The sequence below is a fragment of the Blastococcus sp. SYSU DS0617 genome, from assembly GCF_054051075.1.
Window position 1 is genome coordinate 295,983 of sequence record NZ_JBJHAO010000003.1, and the last position, 22,941, is coordinate 318,923.

Below are 22,941 nucleotides of genomic sequence, written 5' to 3' on the forward strand. Positions count from 1 at the left end.
GCCCAGCGCTCCGTGGACGCGCCGGACAGCATCTGGGTGGTGGTGAACAAGCTGCGGCCGCTGGACCCGATCGGCCACGTGCCGGCCGACCTGGTCGACATCGGCGGCGGGTACCAGCTCCGTGCGGAGGCGGCGCAGGCGATCGCCGGGCTGCAGGCCGAGGCCGCGGCGGCCGGCCTGGACGTCGCGGTGCAGAGCGCCTACCGCTCGTTCGAGCGCCAGCAGGGCCTCTTCGCCAACTCGGTGGCGCGCTTCGGCACGGAGGGCGCCGAGCAGCGCAGCGCCCGCCCCGGGTACAGCGAGCACCAGACCGGGCTGGCCGTCGACGTGGGTGGCGGGGGCTGCGACATCGAGCGCTGCTTCGGCGACACACCGGAGGGGCGCTGGGTGGCGGCCAACGCGCACCGCTCGGGCTTCCTCGTGCGCTACCCGGCGGGCTCCGAGCAGATCACCGGGTTCCAGTACGAGCCCTGGCACCTCCGCTACGTCGGCCCGGAGCTCGCCACGGAGATGCACGAGGCCGGGGTCGCCACCCTGGAGGAGTTCTTCGGCCTCCCGCCCGCGCCGGGCTACGGCCCCGGCTGAGGCTCTCCCGGGTCAGTCGGTCGTGACGAAGTCGATCAGTTCCTCGACCCGGCCGATCAGCTGCGGCTCGAGGTCGGTCCAGGTGCGGACGCGGGCGAGGATGCGCTGCGCCCAGACGTAGCCGGTGTCGTCCTCCCAGCCCAGCCGCGCGCAGACGCCGGTCTTCCAGTCCTCGCCCTTGGGCACGGTCGGCCAGGCCTTGATGCCCACGACGGAGGGCTTGACGGCCTGCCAGATGTCGATGAACGGGTGACCGACGACCAGCGCGTGCTCGCCGGTGATCTGCTCGGCGATGCGGCTCTCCTTGGAGCCGCGCACCAGGTGGTCGACGAGCACGCCGAGCCGCCGTCCGGAGGTGGGGCGGAACTCCCGCACGATGCCCGGCAGGTCGTCGACGCCGTGCAGCGGCTCGACGACGACGCCCTCGATGCGCAGGTCGTGGCCCCAGACCTTCTCCACGAGCTCGGCGTCGTGCTTGCCCTCGACGTAAATGCGGCCCTCGCGAGCCACCCGGGCGCGGGCGCCGGCCACGTACGTGGAGCCCGAGGCGCTGCGCGCGGGGGCCGTGGGCGCCGCCTGCTTCGGCCGCACCAGGACGACGGGCCGTCCCTCCACCCAGAACCCGGGGCCCAGCGGGTAGCCGCGGACGCGGCCGTGGCGGTCCTCCAGGTGGACGACGTCCTTCTCACAGCGCACGACGGCGCCGACGAACCCCGAGCTGGGGTCCTCGACGACGAGGTCCTTCTCGGCCTCGACGGTCGGCGGGGCCTTCTTCACCGTGCGCGGGTGGACCAGGTTGTCGTACGGCGAGCGGGGAGGCACCCGGCGACGCTAGGCAGACCCGCGGCCGGGGTCACGCACGACGCGCCGGGGCACCGATCCCGACACGCCCGGACGCGGTGGGCGTTGCTCTTCGTGGTCGGCCGATCGGAACGGTTGCGTGCCGCAACGCGAGGACGCCGACACGCGCGACGCGCTGCGTTGAGCAGGGGGAATGGCATCCCAGGGCTGTTTCGGGTGACCGAGTGTCACGGCTAGCCGGCGCCCGACAGCCACGCGGTCGGGCGTGGCGGACCCCCTCCCGTCGTTTCGCACCGCTCGTCACGGTCACCCAAGAGCGTGACCGCGAACACCCTGAGCAGGAATGGGAGCGCATCTCACGATGATCGGAACCGACACCCTCGACCGCGTTATCGGCAAGGACGTCTACGACGAGGCGGGCCAGAAGATCGGCTCCGCCGGAGAGGTCTACCTCGACGACGAGACGGGCCAGCCCGAGTGGGTCACCGTCCGGACCGGCATGTTCGGCACGAAGGAGTCCTTCGTGCCCATCCGCGACGCCGACCTCACCAACGACGGCCTCCGCGTACCCGTGAGCAAGGACCGCGTGAAGGACGCCCCGAAGATCGACACCGACGGGCACCTGTCCCCGCAGGAGGAGCAGGAGCTCTACCGCTACTACGGCATGGGCACCGGCACCCAGGCGACCACCGGCCGGACCGACACCGGCGTGGCCGGTGGCATGACCACCGACCAGAACCAGCACGGGACGGTCGGCCGGGACACCTCCGGGCCCACCACCGACGACGCCATGACCCGCTCCGAGGAGCGGCTGAACGTCGGCACCCGCAGCGAGGAGACGGGCCGGGCCCGCCTGCGCAAGTACGTCGTGAACGAGAACGTGACCCAGACCGTGCCGGTGACGCACGAGGAGGTCCGCGTCGAGCGCGAGCCCATCACCGACGGGAACGTCGGCAACGCGATGGACGGCCCCGCCATCAGCGAGGAGGAGCACGAGGTCACCCTCCACGCCGACCGTCCCGTCGTCGAGAAGGAAGCCGTGCCCGTTGAGCGCGTCCGCCTGGACAAGACCACCGTGACCGACCAGGAGCAGGTCTCGGCGGATCTCCGCAAGGAGGAGATCGAGGTCGACGGCGCCGGGGACAACGACCGGCGGATCTGACCTCCGCCCCCGGCGACGCCGGGGACCACAGACGGCGACGGCCGGCCGGGCGACCTCAGATGCCCCGGCCGGTCGTCGTTCGTCGTCAGTCGGTGAAGCAGGCGGTCAGCGCGTCGACCATCAGCGGGACGTCGAGCGCCGACGTCAGCTCGCGACACGAGTGCATGGCCAGCTGCGCGATGCCGACGTCGACCGTGGCGATCCCCAGCCGGGTCGCCGTGAGCGGCCCGATCGTGCTCCCGCACGGCAGGTCGGCCCGCATGACGAACGACTGCACCGGCACACCGGCCTCGGCGCACCGCTCGCGGAACCAGCCGCCGGTCGCCGCATCGGTCGCGTAGGCCTGGTTGGCGTTGAGCTTCACCACCGGGCCACCCCCGAGTCGTGGCTGGTGCGCCGGCTCGTGCCGCTCCGCCCGGGTGGGGTGCACGCCGTGCGCCATGTCCGCCGACACCAGCCAGGACCGCGCGATCGCCCGGTGCACGGCCTCCGGGTCGCCGGGGTCCGTGGCCGTGGCCAGCCGGCGGACGACGTCCTCGAGGAAGCTCCCCCGCGCGCCGGCCATCGAGCCGCTGCCGACCTCCTCGTGGTCGTTGCACACCAGGACCTGCGTGCGCTCCCCGGCGGGCGCGGCGAGCAGCGCGAGCAGCCCGGCGTGGCAGGACGTCAGGTTGTCCAGTCGCGGGGCGCCGATCCAGCTGCCGTCCGCGCCGGCGCGTGCGGCCGGCTGGGTGTCGGCCAGCACCAGGTCGTGACCCACGACGTCGTCGGGTTCGGCCCCCGCGGCGGCCGCGACGGCCTCGACCAGCCCCGGCTCCTCGCCCAGGTCGCCGCCCCAGACCGGCACGAGGTGACGCTGGGGGTCCAGGGTCAGCCCCTCGCGGACGGAGCGGTCGAGGTGGATGGCCAGCGACGGGAAACGCAGGGGTGCCCCGGGCAGCCGGACCAGTGCCGTGCCCCCGCCGCGCAGCGCGACCCGCCCGGCCACGGTGAGCTCCCGGTCCAGCCAGGTGTGCCACAGCCCGCCGCCGTAGGGCTCGACGCCGACCAGCCGGTAGCCGGCCTGGTGGACGCCCGAGTGCGGGCGCACCTTGAACGTCGGGGAGTCGGTGTGCGCGCCGACCAGCCGCATCCCGGTGTCGCCGAGCGGCCCGCTGCCCAGCCGGAAGGCGATGAGGCTGCCGTGGCGGACGACGTAGTGGCGTCCCCCCGCGGACAGCGTCCACCGGTCGATCTCGGCGAGCTCGGTGAAGCCGGCGGCGCTCAGCCGCCGTACCAGCTCCGCCACGGCGTGCCCGGGGGACGGGGACGCGTCCACGAAGGCCCGCAGGTCGTCACCGAGGGCGAGGTCGTCGGCAGGGGGCGCATCCGGCGTGGGCATGCCGCCATCGTGCCCGACGGCGGAGGCCGGGGCCGAGGCCGAGGTGGGATGCTGCGGGACGTGTCCGCCCGTGGCTGAGCTGCCGCACCGCTACGACGTGGAGGTCGTCGGGCTGGTGGCCGCGCCTCGGCACCGCTACGACGGGCGGCCGGGGGACGTCGTGCCCGAGCAGGACGACGACCGCCGGCAGGAGATCGAGGTGCGCGCGGGGTACGGCGTCGTCGGCGACCGCTACGCCGGCCGGGCCGCCCACCGCGACGCGCAGTTGACCGTGCTGGCCGCCGAGGCGGTCGAGGCGCTCGCCGCGGAGCTGGGGGCCGGCCCTCTGGACCCGCTGCTGACGCGCCGGACCGTCGTGCTCCGCGGGGCGGAGGTGGAGGCGCTGCGCGGCGTGGAGTTCTCCCTGGACTGCGGCAGCGGTGAGGTGCGTCTGCGGGGCGGCCGTCCGGCCAACCCCTGCGCCTGGCTGGACACGGTGCTCGCGCCGGGCGCCCACCGGGGGCTGCGTGGCCGGGCCGGCGTCCGGTGCGCGGCGCTCACCGGGGGTGTGCTGCGGCTGGGGCCCGCCGTCCTCCGCTCGGGCGTGCCGCTGGATCCCGCCGCTGCCGGAGCCCCGGTCCGCCCGGTCGCACGCCGCTGAGCGGACCGGCGGGTCCGCGGCTCTGCCACACTCCCGCCGTGCAGCTGGTCGGCGCGGGGCGCGATGCCGACGTCTTCGCCCTCGACGGGGACCGGGTCCTGCGTCGCTACCGGGACGCCGGGCGCTCGGCCGAGCGCGAGGCGGCGGTCATGGCGTACGCGCGGTCCCGCGGCCTGCCGGTGCCGGAGGTCCACGACGTGGCCGGCCCGGACCTGGTGATGGCGCGCGTGGCCGGCCCGACGATGGCCGACGCGCTCGTGCGTAGGCCCTGGTCGATGGGCGGGCAGGCGCGCACCCTGGCCCGGCTGCACGGACTCGTGCACGCGGTGCCGGCGCCGGCCTGGCTCGACGCCCCCGTCGGGGACGGCGACGCGCTGCTGCACCTGGACCTGCACCCGGAGAACGTGCTCCTGACGCCGTCCGGCCCGGTGATCATCGACTGGACCAACGCGGCCCGCGGACCGGCCGCGGCCGACGTGGCCGACGCGTGGCTCGTCATCTCGGCGGCGAGCGTCCCCGGCAGCCGGTCCCGGGCCGCCGTCGTGGCGGCCGCCCAGGGCTCGTTCGCCCGGCTGTTCCGGCGGGCGTCCGGGCTGGATCCGGCGCCGGTGCTGCCGGCCGCCGCGGCCCGGCGGCTCGCCGACCGCAACCTCGGCGTCCGCGAACGCCGGCGGATCCGGCACCTGGCCGGGCTGCCGGACGAGTAGCCCGGTCACCCGATGGATGTCGGGGTACCCACGTGCACTCTCCGGCCTGGCAGGATCGGCGGCGCCCGGGCACCCGGGTCCGACGTCCGAGGAGTCCCATGCGCATCCGTTCGATCACCGCTCCCGTCGCCCTGGTCGCCGGCACCCTCCTGCTGACCGCGTGCGGCGGGGACAGCCCGCTCGAGGGCAAGACCGGGTCCGAGGTCGCCGAGATGGCCGCCGACGCGCTCGAGGAGTCCGGTGCGGTCCGCATGTCCGGCACGATGACCACCGACGGCGAGGAGGGCGAGGTCGACCTGCAGCTGCAGGGCGACGACGCCGCCGGCTCGATCAGCATCGGTGGAGTCGAGATCGAGCTCATCAGCGTCGGTGGCGACGTCTACATGAAGGCGGCGCCGGAGTTCTGGGCGTCCTTCGGCATGCCCGAGGAGGCCGCCGCGGAGTTCGAGGGCCAGTGGGTCGCCGTCCCCGGTGACGCCGCCGCGGACTTCGCCGAGTTCTCCCTGGCCGGCATCGCCGACGAGCTCCGCTCGCCCGACGGCGAGATCCAGGACGAGACCCGCACGGACGAGCTGGACGGCGAGGACGTCGTCATCGTCGAGCAGGAGGACGGCAGCTCCCTGACCGTCGCCGACGACGACCCGCCCTACCCGCTGCAGATGTCGGGTGGCGGGGACTCCGAGGGCACCGTGACCTTCAGCGACCACGGCGAGGAGCAGGACATCTCGGCTCCCGACGACGTGATGGACCTCGAGAGCGTCCTGGGCGGCTGAGTCCGCCGCACCACCGGTGCCGGCCGGGACCCCGCACCGGGGTCCCGGCCGGTCCCGTCCTCGCCCGACGGCCGTCCCGGCCGCGCCCCCAGGAAGGCCCCATGACCGTCGCACGCCCGACCGATCCCCCGGCGAACGGCTCCGTCGTCGGGCTGGGGCGTGAGCGCGAGGTGCTCACCGTCGCGCTCGCCACCCACCGGCACGTCGTCCTCGAGGGCCCGCCGGGCACCGGCAAGTCCACGCTGCTGCGTGCGGTGGCGGCCGAGACCGGCCAGGACGTCGTGTTCGTGGAGGGGAACGCCGAGCTGACCCCCGCCCGGCTGATCGGGCAGTACGACCCGTCGGCGGTGCTGGCGGGCGGCTACCTGCCGGAGAACTTCACCGACGGGCCGCTGCTCACCGCGATGCGGGGCGCCGGGTTGCTGTACCTCGAGGAGCTCAACCGCATCCCCGAGGAGACGCTCAACGTCCTCATCACGGTGCTCACCGAGGGCGAGATCGCCGTACCGCGGCTGGGCACGGTGCGGGCGACCTCGGGCTTCCGGCTGATCGCCGCCATGAACCCCTTCGACGCCATCGGCACCGCGCGCGTCGGCCAGGCGATCGCCGACCGGATGTGCCGCGTCGTGCTGGGCTACCAGCCGGAGGACGCCGAGCGCGCCATCGTCGCGGGCGTCACCGGGGCCGGCGCGCCGCAGATCGCGCTCGCCGTCCGCCTCGTGCGGGCCACCCGCGAGCACCGCGACCTGCGCACCGGCTCGTCGGTGCGCGGCGCCATCGACCTGGTGCTGCTGCTCGACGGCCTGCTGCGGATGCGCGGGGAGGATCTGGGCGGGGGCCGCGAGACGGCCCGGGACGCCGCCCACGCCGCCCTGTCGGGGCGGATCCGGGTCACCGAAGGCGTGGAGCGCACGCCGGAGGCCGTCCTCGACGAGATCCTGGACGAGGTCTGGCCGGAGAGCGCAGCGCCACCCGACCCCGGCGAGGGCTCCGCGGACGACGCGGGTCCCCTCGGTGGTGGTGGTCAGGGAAAAGCCCCCGGCCCGTCGGCTGAGACGGGCACCGAGCAGAGCGACCCGCGGAGCGACCGGGGCTCCCGGCGGGGACCCCGCACGACCGGGCGCCGGGAGATGCAGCTGCGGCACGAGGCCTTCGCCTCGGTCAGCCCCGAGGTCGGCGAGCTCGACGAGGACGCCTTCGCCGGCCTGATGGGCGCCGATCCCGATGCGGCCGCCGCCCTGCTGGCCGACCTCGCGTCCGCCACCGACCGGGAGCTGCGGTCGGCCGCCCGCCGGCTGGCCGCCCGCGTGTTCGTCCAGGTCGGCCGGGTGGGCGCCACCCGCGCCCGGGGCACCCGGCGGCTGGTGCCGACCCGCCGTCCCGAGGGCGACCTGGACCTGGACCGCACGCTGGACCGCTGGTCGGGCGTCTGGCCCCCGGCCGCCGACGACCTGGTGACCCGCAACTGGACCGGCTCGCGACGGGCCGTCTGCCTGGTCGTCGACCGGTCCGGGTCCATGCAGGGGCTGGGGGTCGCGATCGCCGCGGTGGCCGCGGCGGGCGTCGTCCTGGCCGCCGACGAGCGGCTGCAGACCAGCGTGCTCACCTTCGCCGACGACGTGACCGTGCTGCAGCCGCTGGGCAGGCACCGGGCGGCCGAGGACGTCGTCCTGGAGCTGGTGGGGCTGCGCGGGCACGGCAAGACCGACATCGCCGGTGCGCTCCGCGGCGCCCGGCGGGAGCTGGTGCCGGCGACGGCGGACGAGCGGGTCGTCGTGCTGCTGTCGGACTGCCTGTCGACGGCGGGGGAGCCGGCCGAGACGGCGCTGGCCGGCATCGACTGGCTGCACGTGCTGTGCCCGCTGCCCAGTGACGAGGCCCTGGACACCGCTCGCCTGCTGGCCGCGCGCGGCGGCGGCCGGATGGAGCCCGTCCGGTCCCTGACCGACCTCGGGCCGGCGCTGACACGGCTCCTCGGCTAGGAACTGCCCGACGAGGGCGGGGCCGGAGGCTCCCCCGAGGAGTGGCTGGATGGGCTCCACTCCCCGGGGGACGGCTCCTGGCCGCGGTGTCGTCCGGAGGACGACGGTGTTGTGGCGGTGTCGTCCGGAGGACGACGGTGTTATCGCCGGTCGGCGTCGGTGTAGACGATCATGCCGCGGATGTTCTTGCCGTCCTTCATGTCCTGGTAGCCCTGGTTCACGTCCTCGAGCTTGTACTTGGTCGTGACGAGCTCCTCGAGCTTGAGCTGGCCCTCCTGGTAGAGCGAGAGCAGCTCGGGGATGGCGTTGCGCGGGGCGAGACCGCCGAAGATGGCGCCCTGCAGGTCCTTCTGCATCAGCGTGAGGTCGAACAGGCTGAGCTTCACGTCGGCGTTGGCGAAGTTGCCCATGCCCGTGACGACCGCGCGCCCGCCCTTGCCGGTGACGCTCATGGCGGCGGCGACGTCCTCGCCCTGGATGTCGCCGACGGTGATGATCGTCTTCTCCGCCATCCGGCCCCAGGTCAGCTCGTTGATGGCCGGGGTGGCCTCTTCCATGCTGGCGAAGGTGTGGGTGGCGCCCATCTCCATCGCCCACTCGCGCTTCTGGGCGACCGGGTCGATGACGATGACCCGCTTGGCGCCCGCCGCGGCAGCGCCCTGGACGGCGTTCATGCCGACGCCGCCGGCGCCCATGACGACGACGTTCTCGCCGGGTCGGACGTCGGCCACCTTGGTCGCCGAGCCCCAGCCGGTGGTGACGCCGCAGCCGACCAGCGCGGCGACCTCGAGCGGGATGTCCGGCTCGATGCGCACGACCGAGGCCTGGTTCACGGTGATGTAGGGCGAGAACGTGCCGAGCAGGCACATCGGGGAGACGCCCTGGCCCTTGGCGGTCACCCGGTGGGTGCCGTCGGAGATCGCCTTGCCGCCGAGCAGGTGGGCGCCGAGGTCGCAGAGGTTCTGCTGGCCGCGCGAGCACGGGGGGCAGACCCCGCAGGCCGGGATGAAGGCGGTGACGACGTGGTCGCCCTCCTTGAGGCCGGTGACGCCCGGGCCGACCTTGGTGACGACGCCGGCGCCCTCGTGCCCGCCCAGCGACGGGAAGCCGACCGGGGTGGCGCCCGTGACGAGGTGCTCGTCGGAGTGGCACAGACCGGAGGCGGCCAGCTCGACGGTGACCTCACCGGCGACGGGGTCGCCGACCTCGATCTCCTCGACCGACCACTCTTCGCCCACGCCCCACAGAATCGCGCCCTTGGTCTTCACAGATGTCCCTCCAGTCGAGACCCGCCGTCGATGGCGGGATCCGCAGCACGACAGTGCTTCCCGCCACACTCTCAGCAGGTCTGCCCGGCCCGTCAAGGTGGGGGCCCATCCGCGCTCCCCGGCAGGCGGCGCCGGGCATCCCCCGGGGACACTGATCGGCGTGTCCGGCGAGCCCGTGGTCGTGGTCGGCGCCGGGCCGGTGGGGCTGACGGCGGCGCTGCTGCTGGCCCGGCGCGGCCTGCGGGTGGTCGTCCTCGAGCGCCACCGCACCCCCTACGACCTCCCGCGCGCGGTGCACCTGGACGACGAGGTGTTCCGCGTCCTGCAGGACGCCGGTGTCGCCGACGAGCTGGCGCCCCTGACCCGGCCGATGGCCGGTCTGCGGCTGGTGGACGCCACCGGTGAGGTGCTCGCCGAGTTCCGCCGCGATCCGGCCGCGGGTCTCAACGGCTGGCCGCAGGGCTCGCTGGTGCACCAGCCGGACCTGGAGGCGGTGCTCGCGGCCGCCGTCGCCCGCACGCCGGCGGTGGAGCTGCGGCGGGGAGCCGAGGTCACCGGCCTCGAGTCGGCCGGCGACGGCGTGCGGCTGACGGTGCGCGGGCGGGACGACGGGGCGGACCGGTCCGTCCGGGCGGCCGCGGTGCTGGGCTGCGACGGCGCCCACAGCACCGTGCGCGACCTGATCGGGGCCCGGATGCGCGACCTGGGGCCGGCCGACCGGTGGCTGGTGCTGGACGTGCGCTCCCCCGTGCCGCTGCCGCTCTGGCCGGGCGTCGCCCAGGTCTGCGACCCGGCCCGCGCCGCCACCTGCATGCCGGTCACCGGCGACCGCTACCGCTGGGAGTTCCGCCTGCGTCCGGAGGAGACCGTCGCCGACCTGACGACGACGGCGGCCCTGCGGTCCCTGCTCGCGCCGGTGGATCCCGCGGCCGTGGAGGTGGTGCGGGCCGTCGAGTACACCTTCCGGGCGCAGCTGGCCGACCGCTGGCGGGCCGGGCGCGTGCTCCTGGCCGGCGATGCCGCCCACCTCACCCCGCCCTTCGTCGGGCAGGGCCTGGGGCTGGGGCTGCGGGACGTGCACCAGCTGAGCTGGAAGCTCGCCGCTGTCCTCGCCGGGGAGGCCGCGGACGAGCTGCTGGACACCCATCAGGCCGAGCGCGAGTCGCACGCGCGGGCGCTGATCCGGCTGGCCCTGCTCGTCGGCCGGCTGATGACCGGGGGCGGCCGGGGCGCGGCGGTGCTGCGCCGGGCCGTGCTGGCCGTCGTCCGCAGGATTCCCGCGGTGGCGCGGCTGGCCACCGACAGCCGGACCCCGGCGCTGCGCGGGCCGTCGGTCGACCGGAGCGGGCGGGCCGGACGGCGGCTGGCGGGCACGCTGGTCCCGCAGCCCCGGGTGACGGTCGACGGGCGCCGGTGCCGGCTGGACGACGTCCTCGGCGACGGCCCGGCCGTGCTGACCGCCGGCCTGGAGGTCCGCCGTGCCGACGGCAGCGCGGCCCGGGTGGCGGACCCCTCGGGCACGCTGCGGCGCTGGCTCGGGAGCGCCGCCGCGGTGGAGATCCGGCCGGACCGGATCGTCGGTTCCGTCCGGGACTGATCGGGTGATGCCAGGGCGTTCCGGGCCACCCGGACGGGTTCTTCGGAGCAGAGATCCCGCGGATGGCTTCTCGGCCGGCCGGCTCGCGGTGATCATCGTGCGGTGGACGAGAGGCTGAGCGAGTGGATGTCGCGTGCCCCGCGGTGGCAGGTCGCCCTCGTGATGGGGCTGACCTGCGGGCTGGGCACGGGGCTGCTGCTCGCTGTCGTCGGCGAAGGCTGGAGCGGCGCGCTGCCCGGTGCCGTCGGAGCTGCGCTGGGCGGCGGCCTGGTGGGGGCGACGCTGCTGCGGGGCCAGGTCCGACGCCGGGCCGAGGCGGTGGCGGGGCTGCCGGCGCCTGACCGACGCGTCGCTGGACGGGCGTCGCTCCGTGGCGCCGTGCCCGAGGACCCGGAGACCCGCGCCGCCGCCTACGCGCTAACGCAGCAGGCCCTGGCGGAGCACCGGCGGCGGCGCGTGCTCGGCATCGTGGGCTCGCTGGTCATGCTGGCCATGCTGGCGAACCTGGCCGTCCAGGCCTCGCCCTGGTGGTGGCTCGGGGTGGCCGGGGCCGTCGCGCTGCTCGTGCACGGCTGGCTGGTCCTGCCGGGGCGGCTGCGGCGCCGCGCGGAACTCCTCCGGCCGTCGGTCGGCGACGAGGCCTGACGCCGTCGTCCGCGCTGGCGCTCGGACCGGGCGGGGTCGCCCGTCGCCACCACGACCGGGCACGATCGGGGGATGCGCGAGCGACTCCTGGATGCCCCTGGCCGGCGGTCGACGGTGATCTCCGTGGTCACGTTCTTCGCGGTGGTCGTCCTCTGGGGCGTGCTCGTGCGGGACGAGAGCTGGGCCGAGGTCGTCGTGCGCGCCGCGGTCGTGGGCGTGGGGGCCGGTGTGGTCGTGGCGTTCATGCACCGGAGGCGGAGCGCGGACGATCCGGACGACCAGTCCCCGCGGGCGGTGGGCCGGCGGGTGCGCCGGGCGGCGTCGCGGGGGCCGGTGCCCGAGGACCCCGACGAGCGGGAGGCGGCGCACGACATCGCCCTGGACCACCTGCGCGTGCTCGACGGGCAGCGGTACTGGGCGCCGGCGCTGTTCGTGGGAACGGCCGTGCTGGCGGCGGGGGTTGCGCTCACCGGGCCCGCGTGGGTGTGGGTCACTGTCCCCGTGTGGCTGGCGGCCGCGGCCGGTCATCCCTGGCTGCGCCGCCGGATGCGTGGGCGTGCGGAGCTCCTCGCCTGATCGAGGAGTTCGGGCGACGGAGGCCTGGATGGCGAGCTCGGCCGACCTGCAGGGGGCCGGCGCGACCCGGCCGGGCGACGTGCTGGCCACTGGAGCGACGGACCGGCACGATCGCGGCATGCGTGAACGGCTGCTGCACGCCCCCGCGTGGGTCCTCGGCCTGGTCAACGGGTCGCTGTTCGGGCTCGTGTGGGCCGCGTTCATGCGCTTCGGCGGGGGCGAGAGCTGGCCGACCACGCTGACCTACGGCGGTGTCGCGGGTGCCGTTTTCGGCGGGCTCAGGGGGCGCATCCAGTACCGGCAGCAGCAGGGCCTCCGCGACGTCGCGGCGCGGTCGCCGGAGGGCCTGTCCAGGCGGGTCCGGCGGGCGGCGTCCCGCGGGCCGGTGCCCGCGGACCCAGAGGTGCGCGAGGCGGCGCACGGCCTGGTGCTCGCCCAATTGGCCCCGCTGGACCGGCAGCGGCTCTGGGCGACGCCGTTCTTCGTGCTGGTGGCCCTGCTCTCGGCGTTCCTGGCGGTCACCGACAGCCCGTGGTGGTGGCTCGCCGTCGTCGCATGGACCGTGGCGGCGGCCGGCCACCCCTGGAAGCGCGCCCGGCTGCGCCGTCGGGCGGAGCTGCTGCGGGGCGACGGCTCCGAGCAGCCGGCCGGGCGGCCCTGACGGCTGCGCCGACCGCGGGGAGAGCGACGCCTGGAACGGTGCCCGGGCGGTGCGGTCCCCGCGGTCGGCGGGTGGTCAGACCTCGCGGGCGCGGGCGGCGGCCGGCGAGGTGCTGAGCGTGGCGTTGGCGACGGCGGTGTCGCCGAGCTGGCGCTCGAAGCCGGCCGGGATGACCAGGTCGTCGCTGCTGAGGTCGCCCACGTTCGCCTTGCCCAGACCGACCATCGCCGAGCCCAGCCCGTCGCGGAGCAGGTCCAGCACGTTCTCCACGCCGGCCTGGCCGTTGGCGCCGAGGCCCCAGAGGTAGGCGCGGCCGATCATCACGGCCTTGGCGCCCAGGGCCAGCGCCTTGGCGACGTCGCCACCGCGGCGGATGCCGCCGTCCAGGAGCACCTCGATCTGGTCGCCGACCGCCGCGGCCACCGAGGGCAGTGCGCGGATCGAGGCGGGGGTCCCGTCGAGGTTGTTGCCGCCGTGGTTGGACACGCTGATGGCGGAGACGCCGGCGTCGACCGCGCGCTTGGCGTCGTCGACCCGCATGACGCCCTTGAGCATGAACGGCCCGTCCCACTGCGAGCGCAGCCAGGCGACGTCCTCCCAGGTGGGCATGGGAGAGGCGTTCCACATGCCGTAGGCGCCGAAGAAGGTGGGCGCCTCGTCGCCGGGGTGGGCGACCATGTTCGGGACCTTGAGGTCCGGGATCTTCCCGGTCCGGGCGAAGTCGAGCAGCCAGCGCGGCTTGACCAGCACCTGCGGGGCGTAGCGGCGCGCGGCCTCGAAGTTGATCTTCTCGGGGATGAACGGGCTGCCCCAGTCGCGGCCGTAGGCGAACGACCAGTCCAGCGTGGCGATCATGCCGACGGCGCCGGCGCGCTTCGCGCGCTCCATGCGGGCGAGCATCTCGTCGCGGGTGCCGACCCAGTACATCTGGAAGTGCGTCTTCGGGTTCGCGGCCACGACGTCCTCGATCGGCTTGCTCGCGAACGAGGACAGGCCCATCGCGACACCGCGGTTGGCCGCGGCGCGGGCGACGGCGACCTCCCCGTCGGGGTGCACGGCCTGCACGCCGGTCGGGCTGATCATCACCGGCATGGACATCTCCTGGCCCATGACCGTGACGCCCATGTTGCGCTCGTTGGCCAGGCCCGCCGTGTGCGGTGCGAAGCCGATCTCGGCGAACGCGGCGAGGTTGTCCTCGGTGGTCAGCCCCCGCTCGGAGCCGGCGACCAGCGCGCCGTAGACCCCCTTGGGCAGGCGCTTCTTGGCCCGCCGCTGCGCCTCTGCCACTGACTCGAACCAGGGATTCGCCATCTGCTGCTCTCCTGTCGCCGGGCCACCCCGTGCGCCGGGAGGCCACCTGATCTGCCGCCCCGGCCGGGACCGGCCGGTGGCACTGAGTGCCAGGCTACCCGCACGCAGGGAGACGAGCGCCACACCTGCGGGGGAGAGGTCTCAGCGGGACAGGCTCGGGAAGCCGGCGGTGAGCTCGGCGAACGCCTGCCGGAGGTGGCTACCGAGGGCGGAGTGCTCGTCGGCCAGCCACGCCTCGAAGGCCGTCGTCGCCGCCGCGCGGGTGGCCGCCGCGACCAGCCGGGGCACGAGGTCCGTCGGTGCGACTCCCGAGCGGTATGCGACGTGGCGGGCGACCACCCGGTCCACTGCCGCGTAGCGGAGCTGCGAGTGGGCCAGGAGCGCCGGCTCGGTCAGGATCAGGAGCATCCGCTCGCGGAGCAGCGGCAGCTGGGACGCCGGGTAGTCGTTGACCTCGACGTAGGCGGCGCAGACGGCGGCCAGCACGGGTGTGTCGGGTTCGGCGGCGCCCAGCAGCTCGTCGAGCCGCCTGGCGTGGGCGCTGAAGTCGCCCCACACGGCGTCGGCCTTGGTGGCGAAGTAGCGGAAGAAGGTCCGCCGGCTGATGCCCGCGGCGTCGGCCACCTCGTCGGTGGTCACCTGCTCGAAGCCGCGCAGGGTGAACAGGTCCAGGGCGGCCCGCTCCACCCGTGCCCGGGTGCCCTCGGCAGGCACGCCGGCCGGCGCGGTCTCGATGGCGGTCACGGACCGCATTGTGCCGCGCGGCGGCGCGCCGCAGGGAATCCTCCGCGTCCGGACGCATCCACCGGCCCCGGGGGTTGCCGGGTGGCACTCGGTGTCATTAGCCTCGCTGCATCCACCGTGACCCCGATCACCAGGAGTGCGCCATGCCCGAGAACCACACCGACGTCGACGTCGCCCCCGCTCCGGCCGGCGAGGAGGCCTTGGTCGAGGAGTCGCTGGTCGAAGAGGTGTCCATCGACGGCATGTGCGGCGTCTACTGAGCGACGACGTCCCAGTGACCACGGCGGTGTCCCCTGCCGAGGTCGCGTTCGACCCGGCCGGGCCCTGGCAGCGCGCCCGCTCGGTCGCGCTGCGGCCCGAGCCCTTCGGCGCGCTGGTCTACCACTTCGGCAACCGGAAGCTCTCCTTCCTGAAGTCGAAGACCCTGGTCGCCGTCGTCGAGGCGCTGGCCGACCACCCGAGCGCCACCGCCGCGCTCCTGGCCTGCGGCGTGAGCGAAGCGCAGCGCCCGGCCTACGAGAAGGCGCTGGCCGACCTCGCCCGCTCGCAGATGATCGAACCCCGGGAGACCCCGTGACCGCCGTCCTGCCGTCCCGTCCCGCCCGCCCGGACCGCCCGGTGGGCGGCCGGCTGATCGACCAGTTCGAGTACGGCCTGGACGCCCCCATCTGCCTGACGTGGGAGCTCACCTACGCCTGCAATCTGGCGTGCGCCCACTGCCTGTCCTCGTCGGGACGGCGGGACCCGCGGGAGCTGTCCACGGCCGAGGCCGAGGCGGTCATCGACGAGCTGCAGCGGATGCAGGTGTTCTACGTCAACGTCGGCGGCGGCGAGCCCACCGTGCGGCCGGACTTCTGGCACCTGCTCGACTACGCCATCGGCCACGACGTCGGCGTCAAGTTCTCCACCAACGGCATCAAGCTGGACAAGACCCGCGCCGCCCAGCTGGCCCGCACGGACTACGTCGACGTGCAGATCTCCCTGGACGGCGCCACCGCCGAGGTCAACGACCGCGTGCGCGGCACCGGCTCCTACGCGACGGCCATCCGGGCGCTGGAGAACCTGGCCGAGGCCGGGATGAAGGACTTCAAGGTTTCCGTCGTCGTCACCCGCGAGAACGCCGGGCAGCTCGACGAGTTCAAGGCGCTCACCGACTCGTTCGGCGCGCAGCTGCGCATCACCCGGTTGCGGCCCTCCGGTCGCGGGGCCGACGTCTGGGACCAGCTGCACCCGACGCAGGCCCAGCAGCGCGACCTCTACGACTGGCTGCTCGCCAACGGCGACGGCGTCCTCACCGGCGACTCGTTCTTCCACCTGTCCGCCTTCGGGGAGGCGCTGCCCGGGCTCAACCTGTGCGGTGCCGGGCGCGTGGTCTGCCTGATCGACCCGGTCGGCGATGTCTACGCCTGCCCGTTCGCCATCCACGAGAACTTCCTCGCCGGCAACGTGCGGGACGAGGGCGGCTTCCAGCGGGTCTGGCAGCAGTCCGAGCTCTTCGCCGACCTGCGCAACCCGCAGACCGGCGGCGCCTGCACCAAGTGCGCGCACTTCGACGCCTGCCGCGGCGGCTGCATGGCGGCCAAGTTCTTCACCGGGCTGCCGCTGGACGGCCCGGACCCCGAGTGCGTGCAGGGCTACGGCGAGAGCGCCCTGGCCGCCCGGGACCTGGAGCTGGTCACCCCGCGCAGCCACATCGACCACTCGCACAGCGGTCCGGTCCGCGGTCAGCCGACGCTGCTCGGCATCCCGTCGATCCCGGCGAAGATCTGCGACGAGTCCCCGTTGGCCGGCCTGCAGCTGAGCTGATCCCGCAGGTCCCGACCGACCGGCTCGACGACGAGGAGGTGGAGCGCATGGCCTGCGACGGCTGCTGCACGCCACTTCCCGCGCTCGCCTCGCTGGAGCTCTCCCGTCCCTGGTACCTGCGCGGGCCCGCGGCGTGGCACCCCCGACCCGGGCGGCCGGCGGCCGCCGCCCCGTCAGGGGCCACAGCGGTCTGACCTCGACAGGTCCGACCGCGTCCAGGTACGTCCACAGCGGGGGACCACACGAGGAGATCAAGCATGGGCATGCTCGAGGGCAAGGTCGCCTTCATCACCGGCGCGGCACGCGGCCAGGGCCGCAGTCACGCACTCCGGATGGCGCAGGAGGGCGCGGACATCATCGCGGTCGACCTGTGCGCGCAGATCGACACCGTCCCGTACCCGATGGCCACCCCGGAGGACCTGGCCGAGACCGTCCGTCAGGTCGAGGCGTTGGACCGGCGGATCGTGGCCACCGAGGCCGACGTCCGGGACAGCGCGGCGCTGAAGGCGGCCGTGGACGAGGGCGTGGCGCAGCTGGGAAGGCTGGACATCGTCGCGGCCAACGCCGGGATCGCCAGCTACGGACCCGTCGAGGAGCTCTCCGACGAGATCTGGGAGGACATGCTCGCGACCAACCTCACCGGGGTCTTCAAGACGGTGCGGGCGGCTATCCCGCACCTGAAGGCCAACGAGGGCGGGGGATCGGTCATCCTGACCAGCTCCACCGCCGGCATCATGGGCATCGCGAACGCCGGCCACTACGTCGCCGCCAAGCACGGCGTGGTCGGGCTGATGAAGGTGCTGGCCCTCGAGCTGGCGCCGAACATGATCCGGGTCAACTCGGTGCACCCCACCACGGTCGACACCGACATGATCACGAACCAGGGGACCTACGACCTGTTCCGGCCGGACATGACGCCCGGGACGGCGACGGCGGAGGACGCCCAGGAGGCGTTCCTGTCGCTGAACCTGCTGCCGATCCGCTGGGTGGAGCCGGTGGACATCTCGAACGCGGTCGTCTGGCTGGCCTCGGACATGGCGCGCTACGTCACCGGCGTCCAGCTGCCGATCGACGCGGGTTCGGTGATCAAGTGATGGCCGGTCGCGTCGAGGGGAAGGTCGCGTTCATCACCGGCGCGGCCCGCAGCCAGGGCCGGAGCCATGCGGTGCGGCTGGCGCAGGAGGGCGCCGACATCATCGCCGTCGACATCGCCGGCCCGGTGCCGTCGATCCAGATGTACCCACCGGCCTCCGAGGAGGACCTGGCCGAGACGGTGCGCCAGGTCGAGGCGCTCGACCGGCGGATCGTCGCCACCACGGCCGACGTGCGCGACACCGGGGCTCTGGAGGCCGCGGTGGACGAGGGAGTCGCTCAGCTCGGACGCCTTGACATCGTGCTGGCCAACGCCGGTGTCTTCGAGATCCAGCCCGCGCTGGACGTCACCGACGATGCCTGGCGGGAGATGATCGACATCAACCTGACCGGTGTCTGGAACACCTGCAAGGTCGCGTTGCCGCACCTGATCGAGGGCGGACGGGGTGGGGCGATCGTGCTCACCAGCTCCACCGCGGGACTCAAGGGGACGGCGAACACGATCCACTACACGGCCGCCAAGCACGGTGTCGTCGGCATCATGCGGACCTTGGCCAACGAGTTCGCCCAGCACTCCATCCGGGTCAACACCGTGCACCCGACCGGGGTGGACACGGTGATGATCCAGAACGAGAAGACCTGGGGGCTGTTCACTCCCGACGACCCGGCGCCCAGCCGGGAGGCGGCGGCGCCGATCTTCCAGTCGACCAACGCGTTGCCGGTCCCGTGGGTGGAGCCGGTCGACATCTCCAACGCCATCCTGTTCCTCGTCTCCGACGAGGCGCGCTACATCACCGGTGTGACCCTCCCGGTCGACGCCGGCTACACCGTCAAGTGACACCCGTGTGGGACGGCGGCCTCGCGGCCGCCGTCCCACACTCGCCCGAGGCGTGCCTTCGGCGCTCTGAGAGGATCGATCGCTGACCGAGCACATGTCCCATCCCACCGGCGACGACCCGCTGGTCACCGGCCTCCGGGTCACCGGGGACGACGGGGCCGCCGTTCTGGCCGTCCGTGGCCGCGTGGCCTCCCACCTGGTCGGGCGCGCCCGGGAACTCGACCTGCTGCTGGCCGCGGTGGCCGCCGGGCGCGACGTCCTGCTCGAGGGCCCGCCGGGTACCTCGAAGTCGACCCTGCTGCGCTCGATCACCGCCGAGTGGGGCATCCCGCTGGTGTTCGTCGAGGGCAACGCCGACCTCACGCCCACCCGGCTGGTCGGCCACCACGACCCGGCCCGGGTGCTGCGCGAGGACTACTCGCCGGACAACTTCGTGCCCGGCCCGCTGGTCGAGGCGATGCGCAGCGGGGGGTTCCTCTACGTCGAGGAGTTCAACCGGGCGCCCGAGGACACGCTCAACACGCTGCTCACCGCCATGGCCGAGCGGCGCATCGCCATTCCGCGGGTCGGCGTCGTGGAAGCGCTGCCCAGCTTCCGGGTGATCGCCTCGATGAACCCCTACGACAACATCGGGACGACCCGGCTGTCGTCCTCGGTGCACGACCGGCTCTGCCGGCTGGCGATCGGTTACCAGGACGCCGAGGCCGAGCGGGGCATCGTCGGGCGGCGAACCGGTCTGGAGTCCCCCCGTCTGATCGCCGATGCCGTGGCGCTGACCCGCGCCACCCGGGAGCGTGACGACGTCCGGCAGGGGAGCAGCGTCCGCGGGGCGATCGACATCGCGCTGGTCGCCGCACAGTTGGCGGCCATGCGCGGCGTCCCGTTGCCCGACGAGCCGGCGCTCGCGCCGCCGCGCGGACTGCCGGAGGAGTACACCGACGTCGTCCTGGACGCGGTCCTGCTTGCGCTGTCCGGGCGGATCTTCCTCGACGAGACGCTGGAGACCACGCCGGAGGCGGTCCTGCGGGAGATCTGGGAGGACCACTTCCTGCTGCAGCCGGCCGCTGCCGATCCGGGTTGAAGAGCCGTCGAGGCGGACTCCCCGGTGACCCGGCGGGACCGGTCCGGGTCGGCCCGGGGCGCGAGGCCGCTGCGCCGCCGGCCCAAGCAGCTCACCGAGCAGCCCGCGCTCTACGAGCCCGCCCGCGCCGGAGGAGGGCTGGCACTCGCCTCCGGTGACCGCAGGCGGACGCGCACCGGAGCCGGACGTCCCGGCGGAACGGCCTCGGGGACCACGGACGAGCCGGCCGACCTGATTGCGTTGGGGGACCTGGAGACCGAGAGCTCGGTCGACCAGGTCACCCGGCAGCGGGCCAGGGAGATCGCCCGGCGGTTGTCGGTCCCGCGCCCGCCCCGGGACCGGCGCCCGCGGCGTGGGGTCGGCGAGCTGACCAGCGCGCCGTGGAGCGGGGGATCCGACGAGCTCGACCTGGAGCGCACCCTCGAGGCGATCGCCGGCAACCCCTTCCCGGAGGCGACCGACGTCGTCGTCCGGGAACGTGTCCGGCAGCAGCGCTCGGTGGTGCTGGTCGTCGACGTGTCCGGGTCGATGAAGGGCGAGCGGGTCCGGACGGCGGCCGCCACGGTCGGCGCGCTGGCCGGGGAGCTCGCCCGGGACTCGCTGGCCGTCGTCGCGTTCTGGTCCGATGCCGCGGTGCTGGTGCGCCGGGGTGAGCAGGTCGCGCCGCTCGCCGTCCTCGACCTGCTGCTGCGGGTGCCCACCCAGGGCCTGACCAACGTGACCTTCGCGCTGGAGACCGCGTCCCGGCAGCTGACCGGCGTGCCGCAGCGCGATGCGCGGGTCCTGCTGCTCAGCGACTGCGTGCACAACGCCGGCCCCGACCCGCGGCTCACCGCCGCGCGGCTGCCCCGGCTGGACGTGCTGCTGGACACCTCCGGAGAGGTCGACGTCGAGCTGGGCCGCGACCTGGCCCGCGCTGGCCGCGGGCGCATCCGGCTGATCCGGGACCACCGGGACGTCGCCGGCGCCCTGGGTGCCGTCTTCGCGGACTGACGCATGGCGCGCGATAAAGGCCCCTCCCCCGTGGGGCACGACGCCCCACCTGACGACCCTGACCGCACCACCACCACGACGTACGAGAAGGAACGCCCATGAGCACCGTTCCGCAGCGCCAGCAGGGCAAGGTCGCCTTCATCACCGGAGCCGCACGAGGCCAGGGCCGGGCGCACGCCCTCCGGCTGGCCGGCGAAGGCGCCGACATCCTGGCCCTGGACCTGGCCGGCCCCCTCCCGGGCGTGCCCTACGACTCGGCCACCCCCGACGACCTGGCGGAGACCGCCCGCCTCGTCGAGGCTCTGGACCGCCGCATCGTGACCCACCAGGGCGACGTCCGGGACTTCGACGACATGAAGGCCTTCGTCGACTCCGGGGTGGCCGAACTGGGCCGGCTCGACGTCGTGGTCGCCAACGCCGGGATCTGCATCCCCGCGACGTGGGACGAGACCACGCCGGCGATGTTCAAGGACACGATGGACGTCAACGTCACCGGCGTCTGGAACACCGTCATGGCGGCCGCGCCGCACATGGTGGCCGCCGGTCGCGGTGGGGCCATCGTGCTGACCAGCTCCTACGCGGGCAAGAAGATGCAGCCGTTCATGATCCACTACACGACGAGCAAGCACGCCGTCACGGGCATGACCCGTGCGTTCGCGGCGGAACTCGGCAAGCACGACATCCGGGTCAACTCGGTGCACCCCGGCGCCGTCGCCACGCCCATGGGCAGCGGCGACATGGTCACCGCCATCGAGCGGACCAACGCCAGCAACCCCAAGCTCGCGGTGATGGGCACCGCGTTCCTCGAGCAGGGGTGGATGGAGGCGGACGAGATCGCGAGCGCCGTCGCCTTCCTGGTCTCCGACGACGCCCGCTTCATCACCGCGGAGCACCTCTCGATCGATGCCGGGTCCCAGTACTTCTGACGATGGCGCAGCACTGACGGTCGTCCGACGCGGGCCGCCCCCCCTTCCGGGCGGCGCCGGCCCGCGGGCTGCGGACCGGCGCCGTCCGCGCCGATCAGGTGACGGTGATCGCCGAACTCCGCCACCGCGCCGCGCAGCTGCTGCCCTCGGGCCGGCGGTGCCCGACGCCGTGTGGCAGCGCCGCCACCGCGCCATCGTGTGCCTCTCCGCGGCCTGCGCCGTGGGACTGGTCCTGCTGGCGTGGGGGTGGGGGTACGGGCAGCCGACCGCAGTGGCCGTGGCCGCCGTCGGCGGCACGGCGCAGGGGTACCTGTTCGCCCGCCCGGAACCGGCCGAGACCGCGAACGCGGGCGCGCGGCTGCTGCCCGGCCGGCCGGCCGGCGATCCCGGCACAGCCGGGAGCACCGGCGGTGGAGCAGGTCAGCGGCGTGGCGGTCGCCGACCGCGCCTAGAGGTCGACCTTCTCGTTCTCGCCGGCGTCGACCCGCTCGCCGGTGGCCTTGGCCTTCACGAAGCTGAAGGCGGTCGCCAGCCGGCCCCCCGGGCTGTCCCAGTACTCGGCCGAGTCGCCCTCGACCCGCAGCAGCACGACCGACGGGTCCTCCGGGCCCTGCGGGAACCAGGCCTCGACCCCGCCGTTCCACAGCTCCTTCTTCTTCGCGACGTCCTCGACCACGGAGGCGCGGCCGGTCAGCGACACCCACGTGCCACCGGAGCCCACGCCCACGTTCACCTGGGGCGCGGCCCGGATGTGCTCCACCGGGTGCGAGCCGCGCTCGGCGAAGAACCAGAGGTCCCCGTCGAACTCGACCTCCTGCAGGGTCATCGGGCGGCTGGTCAGCTTCCCCTCGGGCGTGGTCGTGGTGAGGAAGCCGAACCGCTGGCCCTTCAGCAGCTCGGCGACCTTGCGGGTGTCCTCTGCGCTCATGGCGGATCCGTTCCCACGGTCGCGGGGCCCGACACCCCCTCACACCGCGTCCAGGTACCGCCAGGCGCCGTGCTCGCGGACGAAGCGGCTGACCTCGTGCTGCGCGCCCCGCTGCCCGCCGGCCACCCGGTGCGCGCGGAACTCGACCGTCCCCTCGGTGGCCAGCAGCCCGCCGCCGTCGGTGGCCAGCACGTCGAGGCCGACCCAGCGGACGCCGGGATCCAGCTCCAGCGACGACGGCCGGGTGCTCGGGTGCCAGGTGGCGAGCAGGTAGGCCGGGTCGCCGACGGCGAAGGCGCTGTACCGGGAGCGCATGAGCTGCTCGGCGGTGGCCGCCGGCGCGGCGCCGGTGTGCAGGGGGCCGCAGCACTCGTCGTAGCCCAGGCCCGTTCCGCAGGGGCAGCGCCGGTTCGCCATGCGCCGCAGTCTGCCCGGGGATCGGGT

General features: G+C 74.3%; 25 protein-coding genes. 18 read left to right on the forward strand and 7 right to left on the reverse strand.

Annotated elements, in window-relative coordinates:
• Positions 1-12 precede the first annotated feature (12 nt).
• On the forward strand, positions 13-585 hold the full coding sequence (locus tag ACI793_RS05980; protein ID WP_456605453.1) for a M15 family metallopeptidase: 573 nt from the start codon (positions 13-15) through the stop codon (positions 583-585).
• A 12-nt stretch (positions 586-597) separates the two neighbouring features.
• On the opposite strand, the gene ACI793_RS05985 is transcribed toward ACI793_RS05980, so the two are convergent.
• Positions 598-1,407, reverse strand: coding sequence for a DUF3097 domain-containing protein (locus ACI793_RS05985; RefSeq protein WP_456605454.1), 810 nt, complete (start codon positions 1,405-1,407; stop codon positions 598-600).
• Between the two features lie 340 nt (positions 1,408-1,747).
• Between ACI793_RS05985 and ACI793_RS05990 the strand changes: the two genes are divergently transcribed.
• Positions 1,748-2,548, forward strand: a complete 801-nt coding sequence (locus ACI793_RS05990) for a DUF2382 domain-containing protein (RefSeq protein ID WP_456605455.1) — start codon at positions 1,748-1,750, stop codon at positions 2,546-2,548.
• An 85-nt stretch (positions 2,549-2,633) separates the two neighbouring features.
• Here ACI793_RS05990 and ACI793_RS05995 read toward each other — a convergent pair whose 3' ends face one another.
• Positions 2,634-3,929, reverse strand: a complete 1,296-nt coding sequence (locus ACI793_RS05995) for a M18 family aminopeptidase (protein WP_456605456.1) — start codon at positions 3,927-3,929, stop codon at positions 2,634-2,636.
• 70 nt (positions 3,930-3,999) lie between these two features.
• Here ACI793_RS05995 and ACI793_RS06000 point away from each other — a divergent pair, with 70 nt between their 5' ends.
• The 4 genes from ACI793_RS06000 to ACI793_RS06015 all read left to right on the forward strand — a co-directional run bounded on the left by ACI793_RS06000 (position 4,000) and on the right by ACI793_RS06015 (position 8,031).
• Positions 4,000-4,569, forward strand: a complete 570-nt coding sequence (locus tag ACI793_RS06000; RefSeq protein ID WP_456605457.1) for an MOSC domain-containing protein — start codon at positions 4,000-4,002, stop codon at positions 4,567-4,569.
• Between the two features lie 38 nt (positions 4,570-4,607).
• The gene (locus ACI793_RS06005; RefSeq protein WP_456605458.1) at positions 4,608-5,276 is read left to right on the forward strand and encodes a phosphotransferase; all 669 of its coding nucleotides are present in this window, start codon (positions 4,608-4,610) and stop codon (positions 5,274-5,276) included.
• A gap of 98 nt (positions 5,277-5,374) precedes the next feature.
• Positions 5,375-6,049 carry a hypothetical protein gene (locus ACI793_RS06010; RefSeq protein ID WP_456605459.1) on the forward strand — a complete coding sequence of 225 codons (675 nt, stop codon included), beginning with the start codon at positions 5,375-5,377 and terminating at the stop codon, positions 6,047-6,049.
• A 101-nt stretch (positions 6,050-6,150) separates the two neighbouring features.
• Complete coding sequence (locus ACI793_RS06015) at positions 6,151-8,031, forward strand: AAA family ATPase (RefSeq protein WP_456605460.1); 1,881 nt, start codon at positions 6,151-6,153, stop codon at positions 8,029-8,031.
• Between the two features lie 140 nt (positions 8,032-8,171).
• On the opposite strand, the gene ACI793_RS06020 is transcribed toward ACI793_RS06015, so the two are convergent.
• Positions 8,172-9,299, reverse strand: coding sequence for an NDMA-dependent alcohol dehydrogenase (locus tag ACI793_RS06020; protein WP_456605461.1), 1,128 nt, complete (start codon positions 9,297-9,299; stop codon positions 8,172-8,174).
• Positions 9,300-9,459: 160 nt separating this feature from the next.
• On the opposite strand from ACI793_RS06020, the gene ACI793_RS06025 reads away from it, so the two are divergent.
• From ACI793_RS06025 to ACI793_RS06040, 4 genes are all read left to right on the forward strand, one after another.
• Positions 9,460-10,896 carry a bifunctional 3-(3-hydroxy-phenyl)propionate/3-hydroxycinnamic acid hydroxylase gene (locus tag ACI793_RS06025; RefSeq protein WP_456605462.1) on the forward strand — a complete coding sequence of 479 codons (1,437 nt, stop codon included), beginning with the start codon at positions 9,460-9,462 and terminating at the stop codon, positions 10,894-10,896.
• Between the two features lie 102 nt (positions 10,897-10,998).
• A complete protein-coding gene (locus ACI793_RS06030; RefSeq protein WP_456605463.1) occupies positions 10,999-11,541 on the forward strand; it encodes a hypothetical protein in 543 nt (180 codons plus the stop codon).
• Positions 11,542-11,613: 72 nt separating this feature from the next.
• Positions 11,614-12,117: a hypothetical protein gene (locus ACI793_RS06035; RefSeq protein WP_456605464.1), complete on the forward strand. Its 504-nt coding sequence runs from the start codon at positions 11,614-11,616 to the stop codon at positions 12,115-12,117.
• Positions 12,118-12,235: 118 nt separating this feature from the next.
• Entirely contained in the window at positions 12,236-12,778 is a 543-nt protein-coding gene (locus ACI793_RS06040) for a hypothetical protein (protein ID WP_456605465.1), read from the forward strand.
• Between the two features lie 75 nt (positions 12,779-12,853).
• Here ACI793_RS06040 and mftD read toward each other — a convergent pair whose 3' ends face one another.
• Positions 12,854-14,089 (reverse strand): pre-mycofactocin synthase MftD, encoded by a 1,236-nt coding sequence (gene mftD, locus ACI793_RS06045; RefSeq protein WP_456605466.1) that lies wholly within the window; start codon positions 14,087-14,089, stop codon positions 12,854-12,856.
• Between the two features lie 141 nt (positions 14,090-14,230).
• Positions 14,231-14,833, reverse strand: a complete 603-nt coding sequence (gene mftR / locus ACI793_RS06050) for a mycofactocin system transcriptional regulator (protein ID WP_456605467.1) — start codon at positions 14,831-14,833, stop codon at positions 14,231-14,233.
• Between the two features lie 143 nt (positions 14,834-14,976).
• Here mftR and mftA point away from each other — a divergent pair, with 143 nt between their 5' ends.
• From mftA to ACI793_RS06090, 8 genes are all read left to right on the forward strand, one after another.
• Entirely contained in the window at positions 14,977-15,093 is a 117-nt protein-coding gene (mftA, locus tag ACI793_RS06055; protein WP_456605468.1) for a mycofactocin precursor MftA, read from the forward strand.
• 14 nt (positions 15,094-15,107) lie between these two features.
• The gene (mftB, locus tag ACI793_RS06060; RefSeq protein WP_456605469.1) at positions 15,108-15,410 is read left to right on the forward strand and encodes a mycofactocin biosynthesis chaperone MftB; all 303 of its coding nucleotides are present in this window, start codon (positions 15,108-15,110) and stop codon (positions 15,408-15,410) included.
• Positions 15,407-16,639, forward strand: a complete 1,233-nt coding sequence (gene mftC / locus ACI793_RS06065; protein WP_456605470.1) for a mycofactocin radical SAM maturase — start codon at positions 15,407-15,409, stop codon at positions 16,637-16,639. Before mftB ends, mftC begins: the two co-directional genes overlap by 4 nt.
• A gap of 257 nt (positions 16,640-16,896) precedes the next feature.
• Positions 16,897-17,733, forward strand: a complete 837-nt coding sequence (locus tag ACI793_RS06070; RefSeq protein ID WP_456605471.1) for a mycofactocin-coupled SDR family oxidoreductase — start codon at positions 16,897-16,899, stop codon at positions 17,731-17,733.
• The gene (locus tag ACI793_RS06075; protein WP_456605516.1) at positions 17,733-18,569 is read left to right on the forward strand and encodes a mycofactocin-coupled SDR family oxidoreductase; all 837 of its coding nucleotides are present in this window, start codon (positions 17,733-17,735) and stop codon (positions 18,567-18,569) included. The genes ACI793_RS06070 and ACI793_RS06075 overlap by 1 nt, the downstream gene beginning before the upstream one ends.
• Before the next feature lie 94 nt (positions 18,570-18,663).
• Positions 18,664-19,650: an AAA family ATPase gene (locus tag ACI793_RS06080; protein ID WP_456605472.1), complete on the forward strand. Its 987-nt coding sequence runs from the start codon at positions 18,664-18,666 to the stop codon at positions 19,648-19,650.
• Between the two features lie 24 nt (positions 19,651-19,674).
• On the forward strand, positions 19,675-20,643 hold the full coding sequence (locus tag ACI793_RS06085; protein WP_456605473.1) for a vWA domain-containing protein: 969 nt from the start codon (positions 19,675-19,677) through the stop codon (positions 20,641-20,643).
• Positions 20,644-20,741: 98 nt separating this feature from the next.
• Positions 20,742-21,569, forward strand: a complete 828-nt coding sequence (locus ACI793_RS06090; protein ID WP_456605474.1) for a mycofactocin-coupled SDR family oxidoreductase — start codon at positions 20,742-20,744, stop codon at positions 21,567-21,569.
• A gap of 448 nt (positions 21,570-22,017) precedes the next feature.
• Here the strand turns inward: ACI793_RS06090 and ACI793_RS06095 are convergent, their stop codons facing one another.
• The gene (locus ACI793_RS06095) at positions 22,018-22,497 is read right to left on the reverse strand and encodes a pyridoxamine 5'-phosphate oxidase family protein (protein ID WP_456605475.1); all 480 of its coding nucleotides are present in this window, start codon (positions 22,495-22,497) and stop codon (positions 22,018-22,020) included.
• Between the two features lie 39 nt (positions 22,498-22,536).
• The gene (locus ACI793_RS06100) at positions 22,537-22,914 is read right to left on the reverse strand and encodes a YchJ family protein (RefSeq protein WP_456605476.1); all 378 of its coding nucleotides are present in this window, start codon (positions 22,912-22,914) and stop codon (positions 22,537-22,539) included.
• Positions 22,915-22,941 lie beyond the last annotated feature (27 nt).

Excerpts from the sequence above, each read along its gene's own strand:
- ACI793_RS06070 (WP_456605471.1), top strand. The coding sequence starts at position 16,897 with ATGGGCATGCTCGAGGGCAAGGTCGCCTTCATCACCGGCGCGGCACGC.
- ACI793_RS05990 (WP_456605455.1), top strand. The coding sequence starts at position 1,748 with ATGATCGGAACCGACACCCTCGACCGCGTTATCGGCAAGGACGTCTAC.
- ACI793_RS06075 (WP_456605516.1), top strand. The coding sequence starts at position 17,733 with ATGGCCGGTCGCGTCGAGGGGAAGGTCGCGTTCATCACCGGCGCGGCC.
- ACI793_RS06080 (WP_456605472.1), top strand. The coding sequence starts at position 18,664 with ATGTCCCATCCCACCGGCGACGACCCGCTGGTCACCGGCCTCCGGGTC.
- ACI793_RS06090 (WP_456605474.1), top strand. The coding sequence starts at position 20,742 with ATGAGCACCGTTCCGCAGCGCCAGCAGGGCAAGGTCGCCTTCATCACC.
- ACI793_RS05995 (WP_456605456.1), bottom strand. The coding sequence starts at position 3,929 with ATGCCCACGCCGGATGCGCCCCCTGCCGACGACCTCGCCCTCGGTGAC.
- ACI793_RS06100 (WP_456605476.1), bottom strand. The coding sequence starts at position 22,914 with ATGGCGAACCGGCGCTGCCCCTGCGGAACGGGCCTGGGCTACGACGAG.
- ACI793_RS06015 (WP_456605460.1), top strand. The coding sequence starts at position 6,151 with ATGACCGTCGCACGCCCGACCGATCCCCCGGCGAACGGCTCCGTCGTC.
- ACI793_RS06035 (WP_456605464.1), top strand. The coding sequence starts at position 11,614 with ATGCGCGAGCGACTCCTGGATGCCCCTGGCCGGCGGTCGACGGTGATC.
- mftD (WP_456605466.1), bottom strand. The coding sequence starts at position 14,089 with ATGGCGAATCCCTGGTTCGAGTCAGTGGCAGAGGCGCAGCGGCGGGCC.
- ACI793_RS06040 (WP_456605465.1), top strand. The coding sequence starts at position 12,236 with ATGCGTGAACGGCTGCTGCACGCCCCCGCGTGGGTCCTCGGCCTGGTC.
- ACI793_RS06010 (WP_456605459.1), top strand. The coding sequence starts at position 5,375 with ATGCGCATCCGTTCGATCACCGCTCCCGTCGCCCTGGTCGCCGGCACC.
- mftA (WP_456605468.1), top strand. The coding sequence starts at position 14,977 with ATGCCCGAGAACCACACCGACGTCGACGTCGCCCCCGCTCCGGCCGGC.
- ACI793_RS06095 (WP_456605475.1), bottom strand. The coding sequence starts at position 22,497 with ATGAGCGCAGAGGACACCCGCAAGGTCGCCGAGCTGCTGAAGGGCCAG.